Genomic DNA, 15,682 nt, shown 5'->3' on the forward strand with positions numbered 1-15,682 from the left:
GAGCGGAAGCATGGGGTCTTCGCACTGTGTCATGGCCGGATCTCTTCACACGCTGGGGCGCCACCGGCCGAGGCGCGCCGCGTCTGAGCCGATCGGCCCAAGGGGCGCTGCCCCGGTGCCTGGGAGTCGGCTGGATCTCGGGCGTACGGAGTGCGGAGCCGGGGCAGGTCGCGATCATGACAGACACCCCTTCCGCCGCCGGACTCGGACCCGCCACCCCCGGCCGGCCCACGGTCGTCCCACCGCCCCCGCCCCCGCGCTCACGCCCACGCCCGCTGCGCCAGTTGCTGGCGGCCTCCGTCGGCAACGCGGTGGAGTGGTACGACTGGTACGCGTACACCTTCCTCGCGGCCTACATCGCCACCCAGGTCTTCCCTCAGGGGTCCGGCAACTCGCTCGTACCGCTCCTGTCGACGTTCGCCGTCTTCGCCGTCGGCTTCTTCATGCGGCCCGTCGGGGGCCTCCTCATGGGCGCCGTGGCCGACCGGCACTGCCGGCGGACCGCGCTCACCGTCACCATCCTCCTCATGGGCGGCAGCAGCCTGCTGGTGGGCCTCACCCCGACGTACGCCGCCGCCGGCGTGCTCGCTCCCGTCGTGCTCGTGACCGCCCGACTGCTCCAAGGTCTGTCGGTGGGAGGGGAGTTCGCGGCCTCCACCACCTTCCTCGTCGAGTCCGCGGGGCCCCGGCGCCGCGGACTCTTCTCGTCCTTCCAGTACGTCTCGACGTCCGCCGGACAGCTCGCCGCCTCCGGTACGGCCGCACTGCTCGTCGCCGTGCTCGGGGACGACCGGATGAACGGCTGGGGCTGGCGGATCCCCTTCCTCCTCGGAGCCGTGCTGAGCCTCGCCGGCTTCTGGATCCGCCGCGGCGCCGAGGAGACCCACGACGTCGCGCGCCAGGAAGCGCCCCGACCGGGCCTCTTCGAGGCGCTGCGGCGCCACCCCCGCGCCTCGCTGCTGATCGGCGGCGTCACGGCCGGCGGAACCCTCGCGTACTACACGTGGACCTCCTACCTGCCGACGTACGCGGAGCTCAACACCGGCATCGACAAGGCGGACGCGCTGCTCGCCGGGACACTGTCGCTGGCGTTCTTCGCCCTGCTGCAGCCGGTCGGCGGGCTGCTCTCCGACCGGTTCGGCCGCAAGCCGCTCCTGCTCTTCTTCGGCATCGGCTTCGCGCTGCTCGGCGTACCGCTGCTGCGCGCGCTCGACGGCTCGTTCGGCTCGCTCCTGCTGGTGCAGTGCGCGGGGATGGTGCTGCTGACCGGCTTCACCTCGATCTCGGCGGCCGTGAACGCCGAGTTGTTCCCCGCCCGCGTCCGCGCGGCCGGGATCGGCTTCCCGTACTCGCTGACGGTCGCCGTCTTCGGCGGAACAGCGCCGTACGTCGGCACGCTCTTCAAGGAGCTGGACCGGCCGGAGCTGTTCCCCTGGTACGTCGCGATCCTGTGTCTGGTCTCCTCGGCGGTGTACCTGCGGCTGCCGGAGACCGCACACAAGGAGCTGGACCGCTGAAGCGGCCCGCACGCATCGGAGAGCAGGGATCAAACGGCGGGCCGGGCGTGGGGGCGGCTTCCGGGCAGCCACATCGGTACGACCGCGGCCGCAGCCAGGAGGTCGGGCAGGGCGTTGCACGCGACCCACCACCCGGGCCCCACGCCGCCGATACCGTCCATGCCGCCCATGCCGCCCATGCCGCCCATGCTGAAGTCACCGATCCGGAACATCAGGAGCCCCGCACCGAGCACGGTCAGAACCATCCGGGCCCAGCCGCGTCCGGCCCGCATCCACAGTGCGACGGCCACCCAGGCGCCCAGCAGGAGGGCCAGCACACCGGCCGAGACGGCGAGCCGCGCCACCGCCTCCCCGCGCCCCGCGAACGCGGTCGACTCGTCAAGACCGGTGGGCGCGACGACGAAGGCGCCCAGGACCCAGACGGCGACTTCCGCCACCACCGCGGCGAGCGTGACCGCGCACGCCAACCGGAGTCCTCCCACCCTCCTGCCCATGCCGCCTGCCATGCCTCTGCTGGTGAAGTCACTCGTCATCGGGGCCTCCCTCCGGCTCGCTCTACGAGAGGGGGAACAGGCCGCCACGGTTCCGGGTGGGTGACGGTTCGGGGCGGTCCACGCACCCGCTCTCCGTGGTGGATTCCGTGGTCGGCACGGAGGCGGCCCGTACCCCCGCCGGGCGAGGCTGTGACCACAGCGAACGGGCCGCCCGGCCCGCGACGACGGGAGTGGTCATGACCAGCACGACGAACCGGACGAGCAAGAACCACGAGGGTTTCACCGCCGAGGAGCGCGCCGCGATGAAGGACCACGCGGAGGAGCTGCGGGCAGCGGCGCGGCCGGGCTCGCGCGCCGACAAGGCGGCGGAGGCGGAGCGCGCCGTACTCGCGAAGATCGCCGAGATGCAGGACTCGGACCGGACGATGGCCGAGCGCCTGCACGCCGTCATCACCGCCGCCGCCCCCGCCCTCGCGCCGAAGCTCTGGTACGGCATGCCCGCCTACGCGCTGGACGGCAAGGTCCTCTGCTTCTTCCAGAGCGCGGAGAAGTTCAAGGCGCGCTACGCCACGCTCGGCTTCAGCGACCTGGCGCGGCTGGACTCGGGCCCCATGTGGTCCGCCGGCTTCGCCGTCACGGAGGTGACGCCCGAGGTGGAGGCGCGCGTCGGCGAGCTGGTGCGGCAGGCCGTGCTTCGCCCGCACGGATGAGCGCCGCCGGACACCGGCTCCGCCTGCGTCGCGGGGCCGGTCGTTCGTCGGACAGTGGGTTGATCATGCGTCAACCAATCCGAGGAGCACACTGGATGGGCAGTCACCTCGTCCTTCGATGCCGTAGGACGCTCGCCGTCGTGGCGCTGGCCGCGACGACCGCGCTGGCGCTCCCCGCCACCCCGACCCCCGCCACCCCCCGGACCCCCGCCACGCCGGCACTGGCCTTCACCACCACCCCCACCCGAGCCGCCGCCTTCGACACCGCCCCCGCCCGCGACGCCCTGGAGCGTCTGCTGCCGTCCCGGGCCGCGCAGTTCACGCTCGTCCCGGTCCCCCGGGCGCCCGGCTCGAAGGAGGACTCGTTCGCCGTCTCCGGCCGGGCCGGGGCCATCGTCGTACGGGGCACGTCACCGGCCACGCTGCTCACCGGCGTCGGCTGGTACCTGGAGCATGTCGCCGGGGTGGACATCGGCTGGCCCGGTGACAGCATCGGCCGCCTGCCCGCCACGCTCCCGGCGGTCGAGGGCGAGGTCACGCGCTCGGCGAGCGTGCCCCACCGCTACGCCCTGAACGACACCGACGAGGGCTACTCCGGCGCGTACCGGGACTTCGCCTCGTACCAGCGCGACATCGACCTGCTGGCACTGCACGGGGTGAACGAGGTCTTCGTGCCGACCGGCGCCGAGTACACCTACCAGGAGACCTTCCGGCAATTCGGCTACACCGAAGCCGAGTTGCGCGCGTGGATCCCGGGCCCGGCCCACCAGGGCTGGTGGCTGCTGCAGAACCTGTCCGGCTTCGCGGGCCCGGTCTCCCGCCAACTGGTCGACGCCCGCGCGGAACTGGGCCGCCAGATCGCCGACCGGCTGCGCGCGCTGGGCATGACCCCCGTCCTGCCGGGCTACTTCGGCACGGTGCCGCCCGGCTTCGCCGACCGCAACCCGGGCGCGGTCACGGTGCCGCAGGGCTCGTGGGTGGGGTTCGCTCGCCCGGACTGGCTGGATCCGACGGGGCCGGTGTTCGACCGGGTGGCCGCCACCTATTACCGCGTGCAGCAGGAGCGGTTCGGCGCCACGGACATGTTCAAGATGGACCTGCTGCACGAGGGCGGCAGCGCGGGTGCGGTCGATGTCCCGAGCGCGGCCGGCGCCGTCCAACGGGCCCTGGAGAGCGCCCATCCCGGCGCCGTCTGGGTCATGCTCGGCTGGCAGAACAATCCGTCGGCGGCCCTCCTCGAAGGAGTGGACCGCGGCCGGGTCCTCGTCGTCGACGGCCTCTCGGACCGGTACGAAAACCTGGACCGGGAAACCCGCTGGGGCGGTACGCCGTACGCCTTCGGGACCATCCCCAACTTCGGCGGTCACAGCAGCCTGGGCGCCAACACCGGCGCGTGGCTGAGCCGGTTCCACGCGTGGCTGGCGAAGCCAGGCAGCGCGCTGCGCGGCATCGCGTACCTGCCCGAGGCGACCGGTGTCAGCCCCGCGGCCTTCGACCTGTTCACCGAACTCGCGTGGCGGCCCGAGCCGATCGACCAGGCGGCCTGGTTCGCCGGGTACGCGGCCCGCCGCTACGGAGGCGAGGACCCGCACGCGTCCGCCGCGTGGGAGCAGCTGCGCCTCGGCCCGTACAGCATGCCCTCCGGAAGCTGGAGCGAGCCGCAGGACAGCCTGTTCACCGCCCGTCCGAGCCTGACGGCGGTCCGCGCCGCGCGCTGGAGTCCGTCCACGATGCGCTACGACGCCGCGACCGTGGAACGCGCGCTGGCCGAGCTGCTCCAGGTCGCCCCGGCCCTGCGGACCACGGACGCGTACCGCTACGACCTGGTCGACGTGGCCCGCCAGGCGCTCACCAACCGCAGCCGCGCCCTCCTCCCCCGGATCAGAGCGGCGTACGAGGCCAAGCAGCTCACGACCTTCCGGGCGCTGGTGGGCGAGTGGAACGCGGACATGGAGCTGCTCGGCCGACTGGTCGGCTCCGACCGGCGCTTCCTGGTCGGGCCGTGGCTCGCGGACGCCCGCTCGTGGGGCGCGGACGCCGCCGAGCGCGACCGGCTCGAATACGACGCGCGGTCGATCCTGACGACCTGGGGCGACCGCGTGCCGAGTGAGGGCGGGCTGCGCGACTACGCCAACCGCGAGTGGTCGGGTCTGGTCCAGGACCTGTACGGGCCGCGCTGGCGGACGTACTTCGCGGGTCTCGACCGTGCGCTGGTCGACGGTACGGCTCCGGCGGCGACCGACTGGTTCGCGGTGGACGACGCCTGGGCGCGCGGTCACGCGACGTACCCGACGCGGCCGACCGGCGATCCGGTCGCTCTCGCGGGCGAGGTCCTCGCGGCACTGCGCGCCGGCTCTTCGGCCGTTTGAACGTTTCGGATCCCCGGCTCGTACACACTCCACAAGGAGATCGAAACGGATCAGGATCGACCCGGATCAGGATCAGGACGCAAGGGGAGTGCGATGAGTGGTGTGGCGCGTCGGACGGTCGTCGCGGCGGCGGGTGGAGCGGGCCTGGTGGCCGCGCTCACCGCCTGCGGAGGCGGTGGCACGGACGACAAGGGCAGCGGCGCCGGGACGGGCGCGCCGCAGGAGGCCGGGGCCGCGCTCGCGAAGACGGCGGACATCCCGGTGGGCGGCGGCAAGGTCCTCGACGGTCAGGGCGTGGTGATCACGCAGCCGAAGGCTGGCGAGTTCAAGGCCTTCTCCTCCAAGTGCACGCATCAGGGGTGCGCGGTCAGCGGTGTCGCCGACGGCGTGATCACCTGCCCCTGCCATCAGAGCATGTTCGACGCGTCGGACGGCAGCGTGAAGGGTGGCCCCGCCACCGCGCCGCTGCCGCCGACCCCGATCAAGGTGGAGGGCGACTCGATCACGCTCGCGTAGCGCGCCGCGGGCTCTTCCAGCAGCGCAGCACGTCCTCGGTGGTCGTGACGGTGGAGACGAGCGCGAGCGTGTGACGGATCATCGCGGGGGTGTAGTCGGCCGGCACCCCCGCGATGGCGTCCCCGGGCACGACGACGGTGTATCCGAGGTTGACCGCGTCGAAGACGGCGTTGGGGATCGCGACGTTGGCCGAGACCCCGGTGACGACGAGCGTGCGACAGCCGAGGTTGCGCAGCAGCGGGTCGACGTCGGTCCCGGCGAGCGGCGAGAGCCCGTGCAACCTCCGTACGACCAGGTCCTGTTCGGTGACCTCGATGGGTTCGGCGATCCGCACCGCCGTGCTGCCGCTGTGCTGCTGTACGGGCAGCCGGGCGGCGGCCCGGAACAACCGGGCGTTGGTGTTGGCGCCGCGCCCGTCCGGTCTGCGCTCGGCCACGGCGTGCACGACCTGTACGTCGGCCTCGTGCGCGGCGGCGACCAGCCGGGCGACGTTGGCCAGCGCGCCCGACGAGCGTGCGGCGACGGCCAGTTCGGGCAGGGCGCTGTCCCGTCCGACGACTCCTTGCTGGCATTCGACGGTGAGCAGCACCGTTCCGGCGGGTTCGAGCTGTTCCTGCAGCTGCGCCCACGGTTTGACGGTGGTCGTCGGACCGGTCGCGGCATTGGCCATGATCGCCTCCCCTGTCTCTTGTCTTCCCTGACTTCCCTGACTTCCCTGTCCGGCCTGTCCCCCGGCGTCGCGTCCGGCCCCGCGCCCGACGCTGCCTCCGACGCCGCGACCGACGCCCTCCGGGCGTGGGAGGCTAGCCACCCTTGCCCCAGGAGGGAAGAGCGCCCATGATTTCTGACACTCCATCAGAATGACGCGAAGGGGCGGACGATGACCGTCGCACAACGCCGTGGACGCCGGATCATGATGACTCCTGACGAGCTGGACGCGTTCCTCACCGAGCAGCGGACCTGCCGGGTCGCGACCGTCTCCGCGGACGGCCGGCCTCATGTCGGCGCCCTCTGGTTCGCTTGGGACGGGACCTCGCTCTGGCTCTACTCGATCACGAGGAGCCGCCGTTGGGCGGAGCTGCGCGCCGATCCGCGCATCGCGGTGGTCGTCGACGACGGGGTGGAGTACGGGGAACTGAGGGGCGCCGAGCTGTCGGGAACGGCGGTCTTCGTCGGCGAGGCCCCGCGCACGGGTGAGCCGTGCCCCGAACTCGACGTTGCGGAGCGGCTGTTCGCCGCGAAGAACTTCGGCCTCGACGCGATGCCGCACGACGGCCGGCACGCCTGGCTCAAGCTGACCCCGGACGCCGTCGCCTCCTGGGACTTCCGCAAGCTGGCGGCCCTGTAGCCTCCCCCACCCTGCGGCCGGCCCGCACCTCAGAGGCTCAGCGGACCGCCGACGCCCCGCAGCGCCTCGACCGCCGCCCGGATGGACGGCCGCCGGTCGGCGTCGCTGCGCCAGGTCGCGTAGATGTGCCGCTTCACCTTCTGTCGCACCGGCACGAACGCGATGCCCTCCGGGGTCGGCCCGCGACCGAGGCGCGGGGTGACGCACACGCCGAGTCCGGCGGCGATCAGCGCGAGCTGGGTGTGGTGCTCGCCCGCGAGATGGGCGATGCGTGGTTCCATGCCCTGCGAGCGCAGCGTGAACATGAGCCAGTCGTGGCAGAACTCGCCCTCGGGCCAGGAGACCCAGTCGTCGTCACCGAAGTCGGTCAGGTCCACCTCGTCCCGGCCGGCCATCGGGTGCCCGGCCGGCACCGCGACGTCCGCCGCGTCGTCCAGGAGATGGGCGCGCTCGAGCCCGCCCGGCACCGGGGCGCGCTTGTTGCTCCAGTCCAGGACGATGGCGAGGTCGGCGTCGCCCCGCAGGACCTCGCGGATACCCTGCTCCGGCTCCAACTCGGTGGTCCTCACCCGGAGATCGGGATGGGCGTTGCGCAGCGCGGCGAGCGCGCCGGGCAGGAGACCGCGCGCGGCCGTCGGGAAGGCCGCGATCCGGACCTCGCCGACGACCTGTCCGCGCTGCGCCTCGATGTCCGCCTGGGCCAGCTCCACCTGCGACAGGATGCGCGCCGCGTGTTCGGCGAGCAGCAGGCCGGCGTCGGTGAGCCGGACGCCCCGGCCGTTCTTGGCCAGCAACTGCTGGCCGATCTCCCGCTCCAGCTTGGACAGCTGCTGCGACACGGCCGAGGTGGTGACGTGCAGGCCGTCGGCCGCACCGCTGACCGAGCCGTGCCGTGCGACGGCGTCCAGGGTCCGCAAGCGCTCCAGGTTCAACATGTAAGCAATACTAAGGGGAGAGCTTCACTTAATCTCGCTTGTTCTACGAGGTTGAAGCCTCCACTCTGAGGACATGAGCTCCGCGACCTCTCCGCCCCCTCCCTCCGCCCACCGTCCCCGCCTGCTGGACTGGCGGGTCCGCTTCGGCGTGCTCGCCCTGATCTGGGGCTTCAGCTTCGTCTTCATCAAGGTCGGTACGGAGGGGTTCGCGCCGTTCCAGGTGACCTTCGGCCGCCTGTTGTTCGGTACGGCGGTGCTGGCCGTCGCGATGCTGGTCAAGCGGGAGCGGCTGCCGCGCGGCCGCCGCACCTGGTTCCATCTGACGGTGGCCGCGTTCCTGCTCAACGCGCTGCCGTTCTCGCTCTTCTCGTACGCCGAGCTGACCATCCCCTCGACGCTCGCGGGCATCTGCAACGCCACGACACCCCTGTGGGGCATGGCCCTCTCGCTGGTGGCGCTCTCCGAGGACCGCCCGACGCGGGTGCGGGCGGCGGGGCTCGGCATCGGCTTCATCGGGGTCCTCACCGTGCTCGGTGCCTGGCAAGGCTTCTCCGGTCTGGACGTCACGGGCACGGCGATGGCCCTGCTCGCCTCCTTCAGCTACGCGGTCGGCTGGATCTACGTCCGCCGCACGCTGGCCGGCTCGGGCGCGTCGAACCTCTCGCTCGCCGGCTCGCAGGTGGGGCTCGCGACACTCCAACTGGCGGTCGTGACACCACTGTTCACCTCGCTGCCGACTTCGGTCGAGGTCGTTCCGCTGCTCGCCGTGATCGCCCTGGGCGCGCTCGGCACGGGGTACGCCATGCTGCTGCAGTACGGGGTCGTCGCCGAGGTCGGCCCGACGACGGCGTCGATGGTCACGTACTTCATCCCGGTGATCGCCACGGCGGCGGGCGTGGCCCTCCTGGACGAGCGGCTCGCCTGGAACACCCCGGTCGGCGCGGCGATCGTCCTCGCGGGCGCGGCCCTGACGCAACGCCGCGCCCCGGCGAGGCACCCGAAGTCCCCGGCGCAACCCATCACGCGAGGGTCCACACCGGCGGCCCCCGCACCGGTGCCGACCCCCGCACCGGTGTCGGCCCCCACGTCGACACCGACCCCGGCGCGGGACCCGGCACAGGACCCTGCGCCGGACCGTCACCCCGCCGCCCGCCCGTAGCGGACCCGCACAGAAGCCTCGGCCGTAGCTCTCTACGGAAGCCTCAGCCGTAGCTCCGCGCCGGCGCCGGTCCCGCCGCGAGGGCGACCGCGTCGGCCAGGGGCTCGATGTCCGCGGCACGCAGGCCGGAGACGGTGACCCGGACGGCCGGCCCGGCGCCCAGCCGGAAGCGGGCGCCCGGGGCCACCGCCCACCCCGCGCCGAGGAGCCGGGTCACCGCGCCCGTCTCGTCGGCGACCGGGACCCACACGTTCATCCCGCTCCGCCCGTGCGCCTCGACCCCGCGCCGCTCAAGGGCCCGCACGAGCCGGTCGCGCCGCTCCGCGTACGCGCCCGCGACGGCGGCCGGATCCACCGCCCCCGTGGCCCACAGGTGCGCGACGGCCCGCTGCAGGAGCCGGCTGACCCAGCCGGGGCCGAGCCGCTGCCTCCCGAGCACCCGGTCGACGGTCTCGGCGTCTCCGGTCAGGCACGCGACCCGCAGATCGGGCCCGTACGCCTTGGCAACGGACCGTACGAAAGCCCAGTGACGGGTCACTCCGGCCAGCGGCGACAGCGGCAGATCGACAATGCCGTGCCCGTGGTCGTCCTCGACGAGCAGGACGTCCGGGTGGTCCGCGAGCACGCGGCGCAGCGCCTCGGCACGCTCGGCGCCCACGGCCGCGCCGGTCGGGTTCTGCGCGCGGTCGGTGACGATCACCGCCCGCGCCCCGTCCCGCAGGGCCCCCGCCAGGGCAGAGGGAAGCGGCCCCTCGTCGTCGACCGGGATCGGCACGGGCCGCAGCCCGAGAGCCGGGACGAGGTCGAGAAGGCTCCCCCAGCCGGGGTCCTCGACGGCGACCGCGTCTCCGGGCCGAAGATGGACCGCGAGGACCCGCTCGATCGCGTCGAGGGCCCCCGAGGTGACGGCGATCGGACCGTCGGGGACCCCGTCCGCGTCGAGCGCGGCGCGCGCGAGCCGGGCGAAGTCCGCGTCCACGGGAGCCTCCCCGTACAGCCCGGGCCGTTCCGCCTCGCGGCGCGCGGCCTCGGCGAGCGCCGCCCCGAGCGGGGGCAGCAGCTCCGGGTCGGGGTTGCCCCGGCTGACGTCGCGCACGCCCGGCGGCGCCTCGACCCGGATCGACCCGCGGGCCGTCGTCGCGGGCGTGGCCCGGACCCGACTGCCCCGCCGTCCGTCCGTCTCGATGACCCCGCGCTCACGCAGGGTCCGGTACGCGGCGGCGACCGTGTTCGGGTTCACCCCGAGCGAGCCCGCCAACTCCCGCATGGGCGGGAGCAGTTGCCCAGGCTCCAGAGCGCCGTCAGCGACCCCCCGCTCGACGCTCGCGGCGATCTCCGATGCGCGACGACCTTCGATCCGATACTCTCCTAGCACAAACGCAATTATGCACTAGTGCAATGGAGAGCGCAATGACGACGGAGACCTACGAGCCGACCGCGCGGACCGTCCCGACCCGCTCCCGCAAGCGCGCGTCGTACGACCGGGCGTTGGTCCACTCGATACTCGACGAGGCGTACGTCTGCCACCTCGGCTTCGTCCGCGACGGCGCGCCCGTCGTGCTGCCGACGCTCTACGGCCGGATCGGCGAACGCCTCTACGTGCACGGCTCCACCGGATCGCGTCCGCTGCGCATGGCGGGTTCGGGCGAGGAGGCCCCCGGACTGCCGGTCTGTCTGACGGTGACCCACGTCGACGGCCTGGTCCTGGCCAAGTCGGCGTTCCACCACTCGATCAACTACCGCTCCGTCGTGGTCCACGGCATCGCGCACCAGGTCACCGACCCCGAGGAACTGCGCACCGCCCTCGACGCCCTGGTCGACCACGTCGTCCCCGGGCGCGCCGACGACTCCCGGCGGGCCAACGCCAAGGAGCTGGCCGCGACGGCCGTCCTGCGTCTGGAGCTCGACGAGGTCTCCGCCAAGGTCCGCACGGGCGGCCCGAACGACGAGCCGGAGGACGCGACGCTCCCCCACTGGGCCGGTGTGGTCCCGGTGGCCAGGACCTACGGCACGCCCGTTCCGGCGGACGACCTCGACTCGTCCGTCGACCTGCCGGCCTACCTCGCCCCCACCGCCACCCCCTGAGGACGCGCCATGCTGATCCACCCCTGGGACGCCGTCCTCGACTCCGACGAGTGGCGCACGTGGTTGTCCTCGCACGACTTCGGCCAGCTCGCCGTCAACGGCCTGCCCGGCGAGCCGCCGTGGGTGCAGCCGCTGCACTTCCGGTACGACTCCGAGCCCGGCCCCCACGGACGGGTGCTGACCCATCTCGCCCGCCCCAACCCGCTGTGGCGGGCGCTCGAGGAGAACCCGGCGGTCGTCCTCAGCGTGGTCGACGACTACGCCTTCGTGCCGGGCCCCTGGGCGGCCCCCGTGGGGGCCCCGTCCGAGCACGGGACCCCCACGTCCTTCTACGCGGCCGTCCAACTGCGCTGCACGGCCCACGTGGTCGACGACCCCGCGGAGAAGGCGGCGCTCCTCAACCGCCAGGTCGCCCACTTCCAGCCGGAGGGCGGCACCGCCCAGGTCACGCCGGGCGAGGCCCCGTTCGGCCGTCTTCTGGCGGGGCTGCGGGGCCTGCGCCTCGACGTGACCGACGTCCGCGCGAAGTTCAAGTACGCGCACCACAAACCGGAACCGGTGCAGGACGCGATCGTGGCGGGCCTGACGGCCAGGGCGGCCCGTGGCGACGCCGAGGCGGCAGCCCACCAACGACGCCGCCGCCCCACCGCCTCGGCCTAGGGCGTGTCCGGAAGGTACGGCGGTCCGCCCGGCAGGGCGTCGCTGCCGGGCCGGACTTTCCGGACACGGCCCAGGGGGAGCCCTACGCGGCCGCCCGCCGCCGTACCGCCGCCGACCGCGCCTCGGCGAGGGCGAGGCCCGTGACCGCCGTGAGCAGCACGAGCGTGCCCACGACCGTGGCGGCGGCCAGCTCCTCGCCGAGGACCGCCACCGCGATGACCGCCGCGCTCACCGGTTCGAGCAGCATGATGACCGACACCGTGGCCGCCCTGACCACCGCGGCTCCCGCGAAGTACAGGGCGTACGCGAGGGCCGTCGGGACCGCCGCCACGTACACGAGGAGCGCGAGCACCTCCAGCGGCTGGCCCGTCCTGGGCAGCAGCCCACCCGGGGACTCCAGGAACGCCATCGGCAGCAGCCCGACCGCGCCGATCGCGAAGGCCCAGGTGGTCGTCGACAGGGCGTCGGAGCCGCCCCCGTCCCGGCCGAGCCACCGCGTGAGCAGGGTGATCGCCGCGTACCCGGCGGCCGAGAGCACCGCGAGGCCCACCCCGACCGGCTTCACCTCGCCGCCCTCGCCGCCGAGAACGAGCACGCCGAGCCCGAGGAGCGCGCCGGCCACGGCCGCCGCTCCTCCGCGGCCGAGCCGCTCGCCCATGCCGAGCCGGGCGCCGAGCGCGATCAGGACGGGTCCGGCGCCGAGAGTGACGACGGTGCCGACGGCGAGTCCGGTGGCCTCGACGGCGGCGAAGTAGGCGCTCTGGAAGACGGTGAGACCGATCCCGGTGCCGAGGATCCGGATCAGTCGCCTCCGGCGGGGCTCCGCGACCCCGACGGCTGCCCGGCGCGGCCGCAGGGCGAGCGCCCCGAGCAGCAGGGCGAGGCCGCCGGCGCACCGCCAGAAGGAGAGGGCCAGCGGCCCCATGTCGCTGACCCGGAAGATCAGCGAGGCCGCGGCGCCCGCGGTGCCCCAGGCGATTCCGGCGACGATCAGATAGAGCAGGCTCCGGCCGACGGCGGGCATGGCCACCGCGGACGAGGACAGCGAGGATTGAGACACGTGCTTCTCCGTACGAAGACAGGGTGAGGGGGTCGCTCAACTCCGCACGCGGGCAGCGACGAACCGCTCGGCGACTGGCCGAGCCCGGTCTTCGTCAGGGAGAACGCCGCCCGCGCCTAGGCGGCGGGAGGCGGAAGCACGGTCGAATGCATGATCGTCACCTTAGGCGCCGGTCCGCGCGGCGGACAACTCGGATTCGTCGCGGGTGTTCTTTCCCGAGCCGGCCACGGGCTCCGCGGACGCCGCCTTGGGCGTCGACGACTGGGCGATGAACGCGCCGACGAGGACCACCGCGCCGCCGATGATCTGCGGCGCCTCCAGGTGTTCGCCGAGCAGCACCCAGGCCAGGACCGTCGCGATCACGGCCTCCAGACAGGCGACGACACCGGCGACCTGCGGCGAGAGGCGGCGGACCGAGACGACGCCGGTGACATACGCGAGGACGGTGGCGATGAGCACGATCCAGCCGAGGAGCAGCCAGGCGGGCACGCCGGTCCCATCCATGTCCGCCCGACCGGCGAGGACCGACCACTCCATGCCCCACGGGCGGGCCACGACGGTCAGGACGAGGGCGCCGAAGAGCAGTCCGTACGCGATGACGCCCAGCGGGTCGACCGGGTCGGACTCGTCGCCGCTCTGGTCGGAGAGGACGAAGTAGCCGACCTGACAGCACGCGGCGCCGAGCGCGAGGAGCAGTCCGATCAGGTCGAAGCTGAGCCCGGACCAGATCTGGACGACACAGGCGAGGCCGCCGACGGCGAGGACGACGCCGAGCGCGGCGGCGCGTGTGACGGGCCGGCGCTGGACGAAGCGCACCCAGCCGAGGACGAGGGCGGGGGCGAGGTACTCGATGAGCAGCGCGACGCCGACGGGGATCCGGGAGATCGAGGCGAAGTAGAAGGCCTGGACACCGGCGACGGCGAGGAGACCGAACCCGGCGAGCAGGGCGGGCTTGCGTCGCAGGAGGTCGCGGTGGCGCCAGGCCACCGGCAGCATGACGAGGGCGGCACCGGCGACCCTGAGCCACACCACATGGAGCGGGTCGAGCCCCGCTTCGATGAGCGGCTTCGCCGCCACACCTGAACCGCCGAATGCGAAGGCCGAGGCCAGGGCGAGTCCCAGGCCGGCGCTTCTCCCCTGAGACGCGTGCATCCGGCCATCATGACAGGACTACGTCAGGAGCGTCACCCCCGTCACACCTGTTGAGACAGCTCCCCGATCCGGTCCGTGAGAACGAGCGGATCGACCCCTGCCCGGCGCAGCACCTCGACGGCCCTGCTCTGCGGGTCGGCGGCGATGACGGCCAGCAGATCGAGGCCCCGGGCCCGCGGGTCCCCGCGCAGCGCTGCCCGCTCCCAGGCGCCGTCCATGGCGGCGGCCGCCGTGGGCGACCAGCCGGCCGCCGTCGCCTCGGCCGCCACCGCGTCCCGTACGACCTCCAGGGCGCCGGAGTCCTCGACGGAGGCCCGCCACCGCAGGCCGTAGCCGATGGAGCGCTGGACGAGATAGCCGAGCACGCGCGCGAGCTGCGGCGGACCCCCCTCGAAGGCCGCGCCGACCTCGGGGTCGGACTCGATCAGGGAGTGCAGCAGATGGGCGGTGTCGATCTGCCGGTCACCGTCGCGCAGGGCCCGGCGGCGCGCGCCGGCCACGACCGTCGCGAGTTCGGCGGTGAGCCGGCCGAGCTGGATCTCGGGGCGGCGGGACGCGGGCTGCTGCGGTACGCGGGGGACAGGAAGGTGCACCCTCCCACCTCATCAGCCCCGGGGCTCCGGAGCATCCCCGCCGAGAAGCATGTGCGCATCCCACCACAGTTGGGCACAGGTGACCGGCTCCTCCTCCTTACGGAGGAGATTGCGACCGATCGCGACCGAGGGGCGCGCGCCGCCTTGCTTTGCGCCCCGAATGCAACCATCAGGCCCTCCCGTTCCGTCCTCTGGATATGTTCTGGATGGTCGCTCTGCTCGCGCTCGACGGGCGGCAGTACGTCTACCGCGTGTACGCGCCGCGGGACGCGCTGCCCGCCGATCTCTTCTGGGCCGCGTTCCACTGCCACGACGAGAGCGGCGGCCCGCGCGCCTCCGACTGGTTCGACGCGGCGCAGATCTGGTGGATCGGCGACGTCGAAGAACTGACGGTTCATCAGTATTGAATGTTCGCGGCCCCCCGGCTACGTTCCGCGACACCAGAGTCGGACGGAACCCGCGAAGGGGTGGTCGTATGGCCGAAGTCAGCGCCGAGGCACGGATCGATGCGCCGGCCGAGAAGGTCTGGGCGCAGCTGACGGACTTCTCCTCGTACGGCGAGTGGAACGCCACCCACACCAACTTCCCCCACGGCGGCCCCGCCTCCCTGGAGACGGGCGCCACCTTCGCGGAGAACATGAAGCTGATGGGCTTCCCCGCCGAGGTGACCTGGACGGTGGAGGAGCTGGAGACCGCACGGATCCTGGCCATCCGCGGCAAGGGGCCGATGGGGGTGATCGTGGCGACCCGCTACTCACTGGCGGCGGACGGGGACGCCACGACGGTACGGATCGACGGCGAGTTCACGGGCGCCGCGGTGTCCCTGATGGCGGGCAAGCTGAAGGACTCGGCGACCGCGGCCCTGAACGAGTCCCTGCGGAAACTGACCGGCCTGGTGGCCTGAGCCCCACACGCGCACGAAGCACCACCCACGGCGCACGAAGCACCCCACGCGCGCACGAGGGGCCCGCGCGGCGATCGCCGCGCGGGCCCCCCGCGCGCGCGGGGGGTGCGTCGTGCGCCGGGGGTGGGTGGTCCTGCGCCGGTGGGGCGCACGCCCCCACGCCCGGCCCGTTACCCCCGG

General features: G+C 73.3%; 17 protein-coding genes. 10 read left to right on the top strand and 7 right to left on the bottom strand.

Annotation, left to right across the window (positions count from 1 at the left end):
- Window positions 1-176 precede the first annotated feature (176 nt).
- Window positions 177-1,517, top strand: coding sequence for an MFS transporter (locus ACF09C_RS04435; RefSeq protein WP_392088535.1), 1,341 nt, complete (start codon window positions 177-179; stop codon window positions 1,515-1,517).
- 29 nt (window positions 1,518-1,546) lie between these two features.
- Here ACF09C_RS04435 and ACF09C_RS04440 read toward each other — a convergent pair whose 3' ends face one another.
- Window positions 1,547-2,050 carry a hypothetical protein gene (locus ACF09C_RS04440; RefSeq protein WP_392088537.1) on the bottom strand — a complete coding sequence of 168 codons (504 nt, stop codon included), beginning with the start codon at window positions 2,048-2,050 and terminating at the stop codon, window positions 1,547-1,549.
- A 197-nt stretch (window positions 2,051-2,247) separates the two neighbouring features.
- Here ACF09C_RS04440 and ACF09C_RS04445 point away from each other — a divergent pair, with 197 nt between their 5' ends.
- The 3 genes from ACF09C_RS04445 (at window position 2,248) to ACF09C_RS04455 (ending at window position 5,606) form a co-directional block, all read left to right on the top strand.
- Entirely contained in the window at window positions 2,248-2,721 is a 474-nt protein-coding gene (locus ACF09C_RS04445) for an iron chaperone (RefSeq protein WP_392088540.1), read from the top strand.
- A gap of 95 nt (window positions 2,722-2,816) precedes the next feature.
- Window positions 2,817-5,090 (top strand): alpha-N-acetylglucosaminidase, encoded by a 2,274-nt coding sequence (locus ACF09C_RS04450; protein ID WP_392088541.1) that lies wholly within the window; start codon window positions 2,817-2,819, stop codon window positions 5,088-5,090.
- Window positions 5,091-5,183: 93 nt separating this feature from the next.
- Window positions 5,184-5,606 (top strand): Rieske (2Fe-2S) protein, encoded by a 423-nt coding sequence (locus tag ACF09C_RS04455; protein WP_362417635.1) that lies wholly within the window; start codon window positions 5,184-5,186, stop codon window positions 5,604-5,606.
- Here the strand turns inward: ACF09C_RS04455 and ACF09C_RS04460 are convergent.
- Window positions 5,593-6,276, bottom strand: a complete 684-nt coding sequence (locus ACF09C_RS04460; RefSeq protein WP_392088544.1) for a cysteine hydrolase — start codon at window positions 6,274-6,276, stop codon at window positions 5,593-5,595. The two genes, ACF09C_RS04455 and ACF09C_RS04460, sit on opposite strands and share 14 nt — an antisense overlap.
- A gap of 210 nt (window positions 6,277-6,486) precedes the next feature.
- Here ACF09C_RS04460 and ACF09C_RS04465 point away from each other — a divergent pair, with 210 nt between their 5' ends.
- The gene (locus ACF09C_RS04465; RefSeq protein ID WP_392088547.1) at window positions 6,487-6,954 is read left to right on the top strand and encodes a pyridoxamine 5'-phosphate oxidase family protein; all 468 of its coding nucleotides are present in this window, start codon (window positions 6,487-6,489) and stop codon (window positions 6,952-6,954) included.
- 29 nt (window positions 6,955-6,983) lie between these two features.
- Here ACF09C_RS04465 and ACF09C_RS04470 read toward each other — a convergent pair whose 3' ends face one another.
- Window positions 6,984-7,889 (bottom strand): LysR substrate-binding domain-containing protein, encoded by a 906-nt coding sequence (locus ACF09C_RS04470; RefSeq protein ID WP_392088550.1) that lies wholly within the window; start codon window positions 7,887-7,889, stop codon window positions 6,984-6,986.
- Window positions 7,890-7,962: 73 nt separating this feature from the next.
- Between ACF09C_RS04470 and ACF09C_RS04475 the strand changes: the two genes are divergently transcribed.
- Entirely contained in the window at window positions 7,963-9,048 is a 1,086-nt protein-coding gene (locus ACF09C_RS04475; RefSeq protein ID WP_392088552.1) for a DMT family transporter, read from the top strand.
- 43 nt (window positions 9,049-9,091) lie between these two features.
- Here ACF09C_RS04475 and ACF09C_RS04480 read toward each other — a convergent pair whose 3' ends face one another.
- On the bottom strand, window positions 9,092-10,423 hold the full coding sequence (locus ACF09C_RS04480) for an aminotransferase class I/II-fold pyridoxal phosphate-dependent enzyme (protein WP_392088555.1): 1,332 nt from the start codon (window positions 10,421-10,423) through the stop codon (window positions 9,092-9,094).
- A gap of 35 nt (window positions 10,424-10,458) precedes the next feature.
- Here ACF09C_RS04480 and ACF09C_RS04485 point away from each other — a divergent pair, with 35 nt between their 5' ends.
- Together ACF09C_RS04485 and ACF09C_RS04490 are read left to right on the top strand one after the other, a co-directional pair.
- On the top strand, window positions 10,459-11,133 hold the full coding sequence (locus ACF09C_RS04485) for a pyridoxamine 5'-phosphate oxidase family protein (protein ID WP_392088558.1): 675 nt from the start codon (window positions 10,459-10,461) through the stop codon (window positions 11,131-11,133).
- A gap of 9 nt (window positions 11,134-11,142) precedes the next feature.
- Entirely contained in the window at window positions 11,143-11,793 is a 651-nt protein-coding gene (locus tag ACF09C_RS04490) for an FMN-binding negative transcriptional regulator (RefSeq protein ID WP_392088561.1), read from the top strand.
- Between the two features lie 82 nt (window positions 11,794-11,875).
- Here the strand turns inward: ACF09C_RS04490 and ACF09C_RS04495 are convergent, their stop codons facing one another.
- The 3 genes from ACF09C_RS04495 to ACF09C_RS04505 form a co-directional block, all read right to left on the bottom strand.
- Complete coding sequence (locus ACF09C_RS04495; protein ID WP_392088702.1) at window positions 11,876-12,817, bottom strand: DMT family transporter; 942 nt, start codon at window positions 12,815-12,817, stop codon at window positions 11,876-11,878.
- A gap of 198 nt (window positions 12,818-13,015) precedes the next feature.
- Window positions 13,016-14,005: a DMT family transporter gene (locus ACF09C_RS04500; RefSeq protein WP_392088563.1), complete on the bottom strand. Its 990-nt coding sequence runs from the start codon at window positions 14,003-14,005 to the stop codon at window positions 13,016-13,018.
- Between the two features lie 41 nt (window positions 14,006-14,046).
- Entirely contained in the window at window positions 14,047-14,598 is a 552-nt protein-coding gene (locus ACF09C_RS04505; RefSeq protein ID WP_392088565.1) for a Clp protease N-terminal domain-containing protein, read from the bottom strand.
- Between the two features lie 197 nt (window positions 14,599-14,795).
- Between ACF09C_RS04505 and ACF09C_RS04510 the strand changes: the two genes are divergently transcribed.
- Together ACF09C_RS04510 and ACF09C_RS04515 are read left to right on the top strand one after the other, a co-directional pair.
- Entirely contained in the window at window positions 14,796-15,005 is a 210-nt protein-coding gene (locus ACF09C_RS04510) for a hypothetical protein (RefSeq protein ID WP_362009586.1), read from the top strand.
- A 68-nt stretch (window positions 15,006-15,073) separates the two neighbouring features.
- Entirely contained in the window at window positions 15,074-15,502 is a 429-nt protein-coding gene (locus ACF09C_RS04515) for an SRPBCC family protein (RefSeq protein ID WP_392088568.1), read from the top strand.
- Window positions 15,503-15,682 lie beyond the last annotated feature (180 nt).

This window comes from Streptomyces sp. NPDC014870, from assembly GCF_043081505.1.
GTDB lineage: Bacteria > Actinomycetota > Actinomycetes > Streptomycetales > Streptomycetaceae > Streptomyces.

Bases quoted from the DNA above. Each gene is read 5' to 3' on its own strand.
- ACF09C_RS04495 (WP_392088702.1), bottom strand. From the start codon at position 12,817: ATGCCCGCCGTCGGCCGGAGCCTGCTCTATCTGATCGTCGCCGGAATC.
- ACF09C_RS04470 (WP_392088550.1), bottom strand. From the start codon at position 7,889: ATGTTGAACCTGGAGCGCTTGCGGACCCTGGACGCCGTCGCACGGCAC.
- ACF09C_RS04455 (WP_362417635.1), top strand. From the start codon at position 5,184: ATGAGTGGTGTGGCGCGTCGGACGGTCGTCGCGGCGGCGGGTGGAGCG.
- ACF09C_RS04465 (WP_392088547.1), top strand. From the start codon at position 6,487: ATGACCGTCGCACAACGCCGTGGACGCCGGATCATGATGACTCCTGAC.
- ACF09C_RS04485 (WP_392088558.1), top strand. From the start codon at position 10,459: ATGACGACGGAGACCTACGAGCCGACCGCGCGGACCGTCCCGACCCGC.
- ACF09C_RS04510 (WP_362009586.1), top strand. From the start codon at position 14,796: ATGTTCTGGATGGTCGCTCTGCTCGCGCTCGACGGGCGGCAGTACGTC.
- ACF09C_RS04440 (WP_392088537.1), bottom strand. From the start codon at position 2,050: ATGACGAGTGACTTCACCAGCAGAGGCATGGCAGGCGGCATGGGCAGG.
- ACF09C_RS04450 (WP_392088541.1), top strand. From the start codon at position 2,817: ATGGGCAGTCACCTCGTCCTTCGATGCCGTAGGACGCTCGCCGTCGTG.
- ACF09C_RS04490 (WP_392088561.1), top strand. From the start codon at position 11,143: ATGCTGATCCACCCCTGGGACGCCGTCCTCGACTCCGACGAGTGGCGC.
- ACF09C_RS04445 (WP_392088540.1), top strand. From the start codon at position 2,248: ATGACCAGCACGACGAACCGGACGAGCAAGAACCACGAGGGTTTCACC.
- ACF09C_RS04475 (WP_392088552.1), top strand. From the start codon at position 7,963: ATGAGCTCCGCGACCTCTCCGCCCCCTCCCTCCGCCCACCGTCCCCGC.
- ACF09C_RS04515 (WP_392088568.1), top strand. From the start codon at position 15,074: ATGGCCGAAGTCAGCGCCGAGGCACGGATCGATGCGCCGGCCGAGAAG.
- ACF09C_RS04500 (WP_392088563.1), bottom strand. From the start codon at position 14,005: ATGCACGCGTCTCAGGGGAGAAGCGCCGGCCTGGGACTCGCCCTGGCC.
- ACF09C_RS04435 (WP_392088535.1), top strand. From the start codon at position 177: ATGACAGACACCCCTTCCGCCGCCGGACTCGGACCCGCCACCCCCGGC.
- ACF09C_RS04460 (WP_392088544.1), bottom strand. From the start codon at position 6,276: ATGGCCAATGCCGCGACCGGTCCGACGACCACCGTCAAACCGTGGGCG.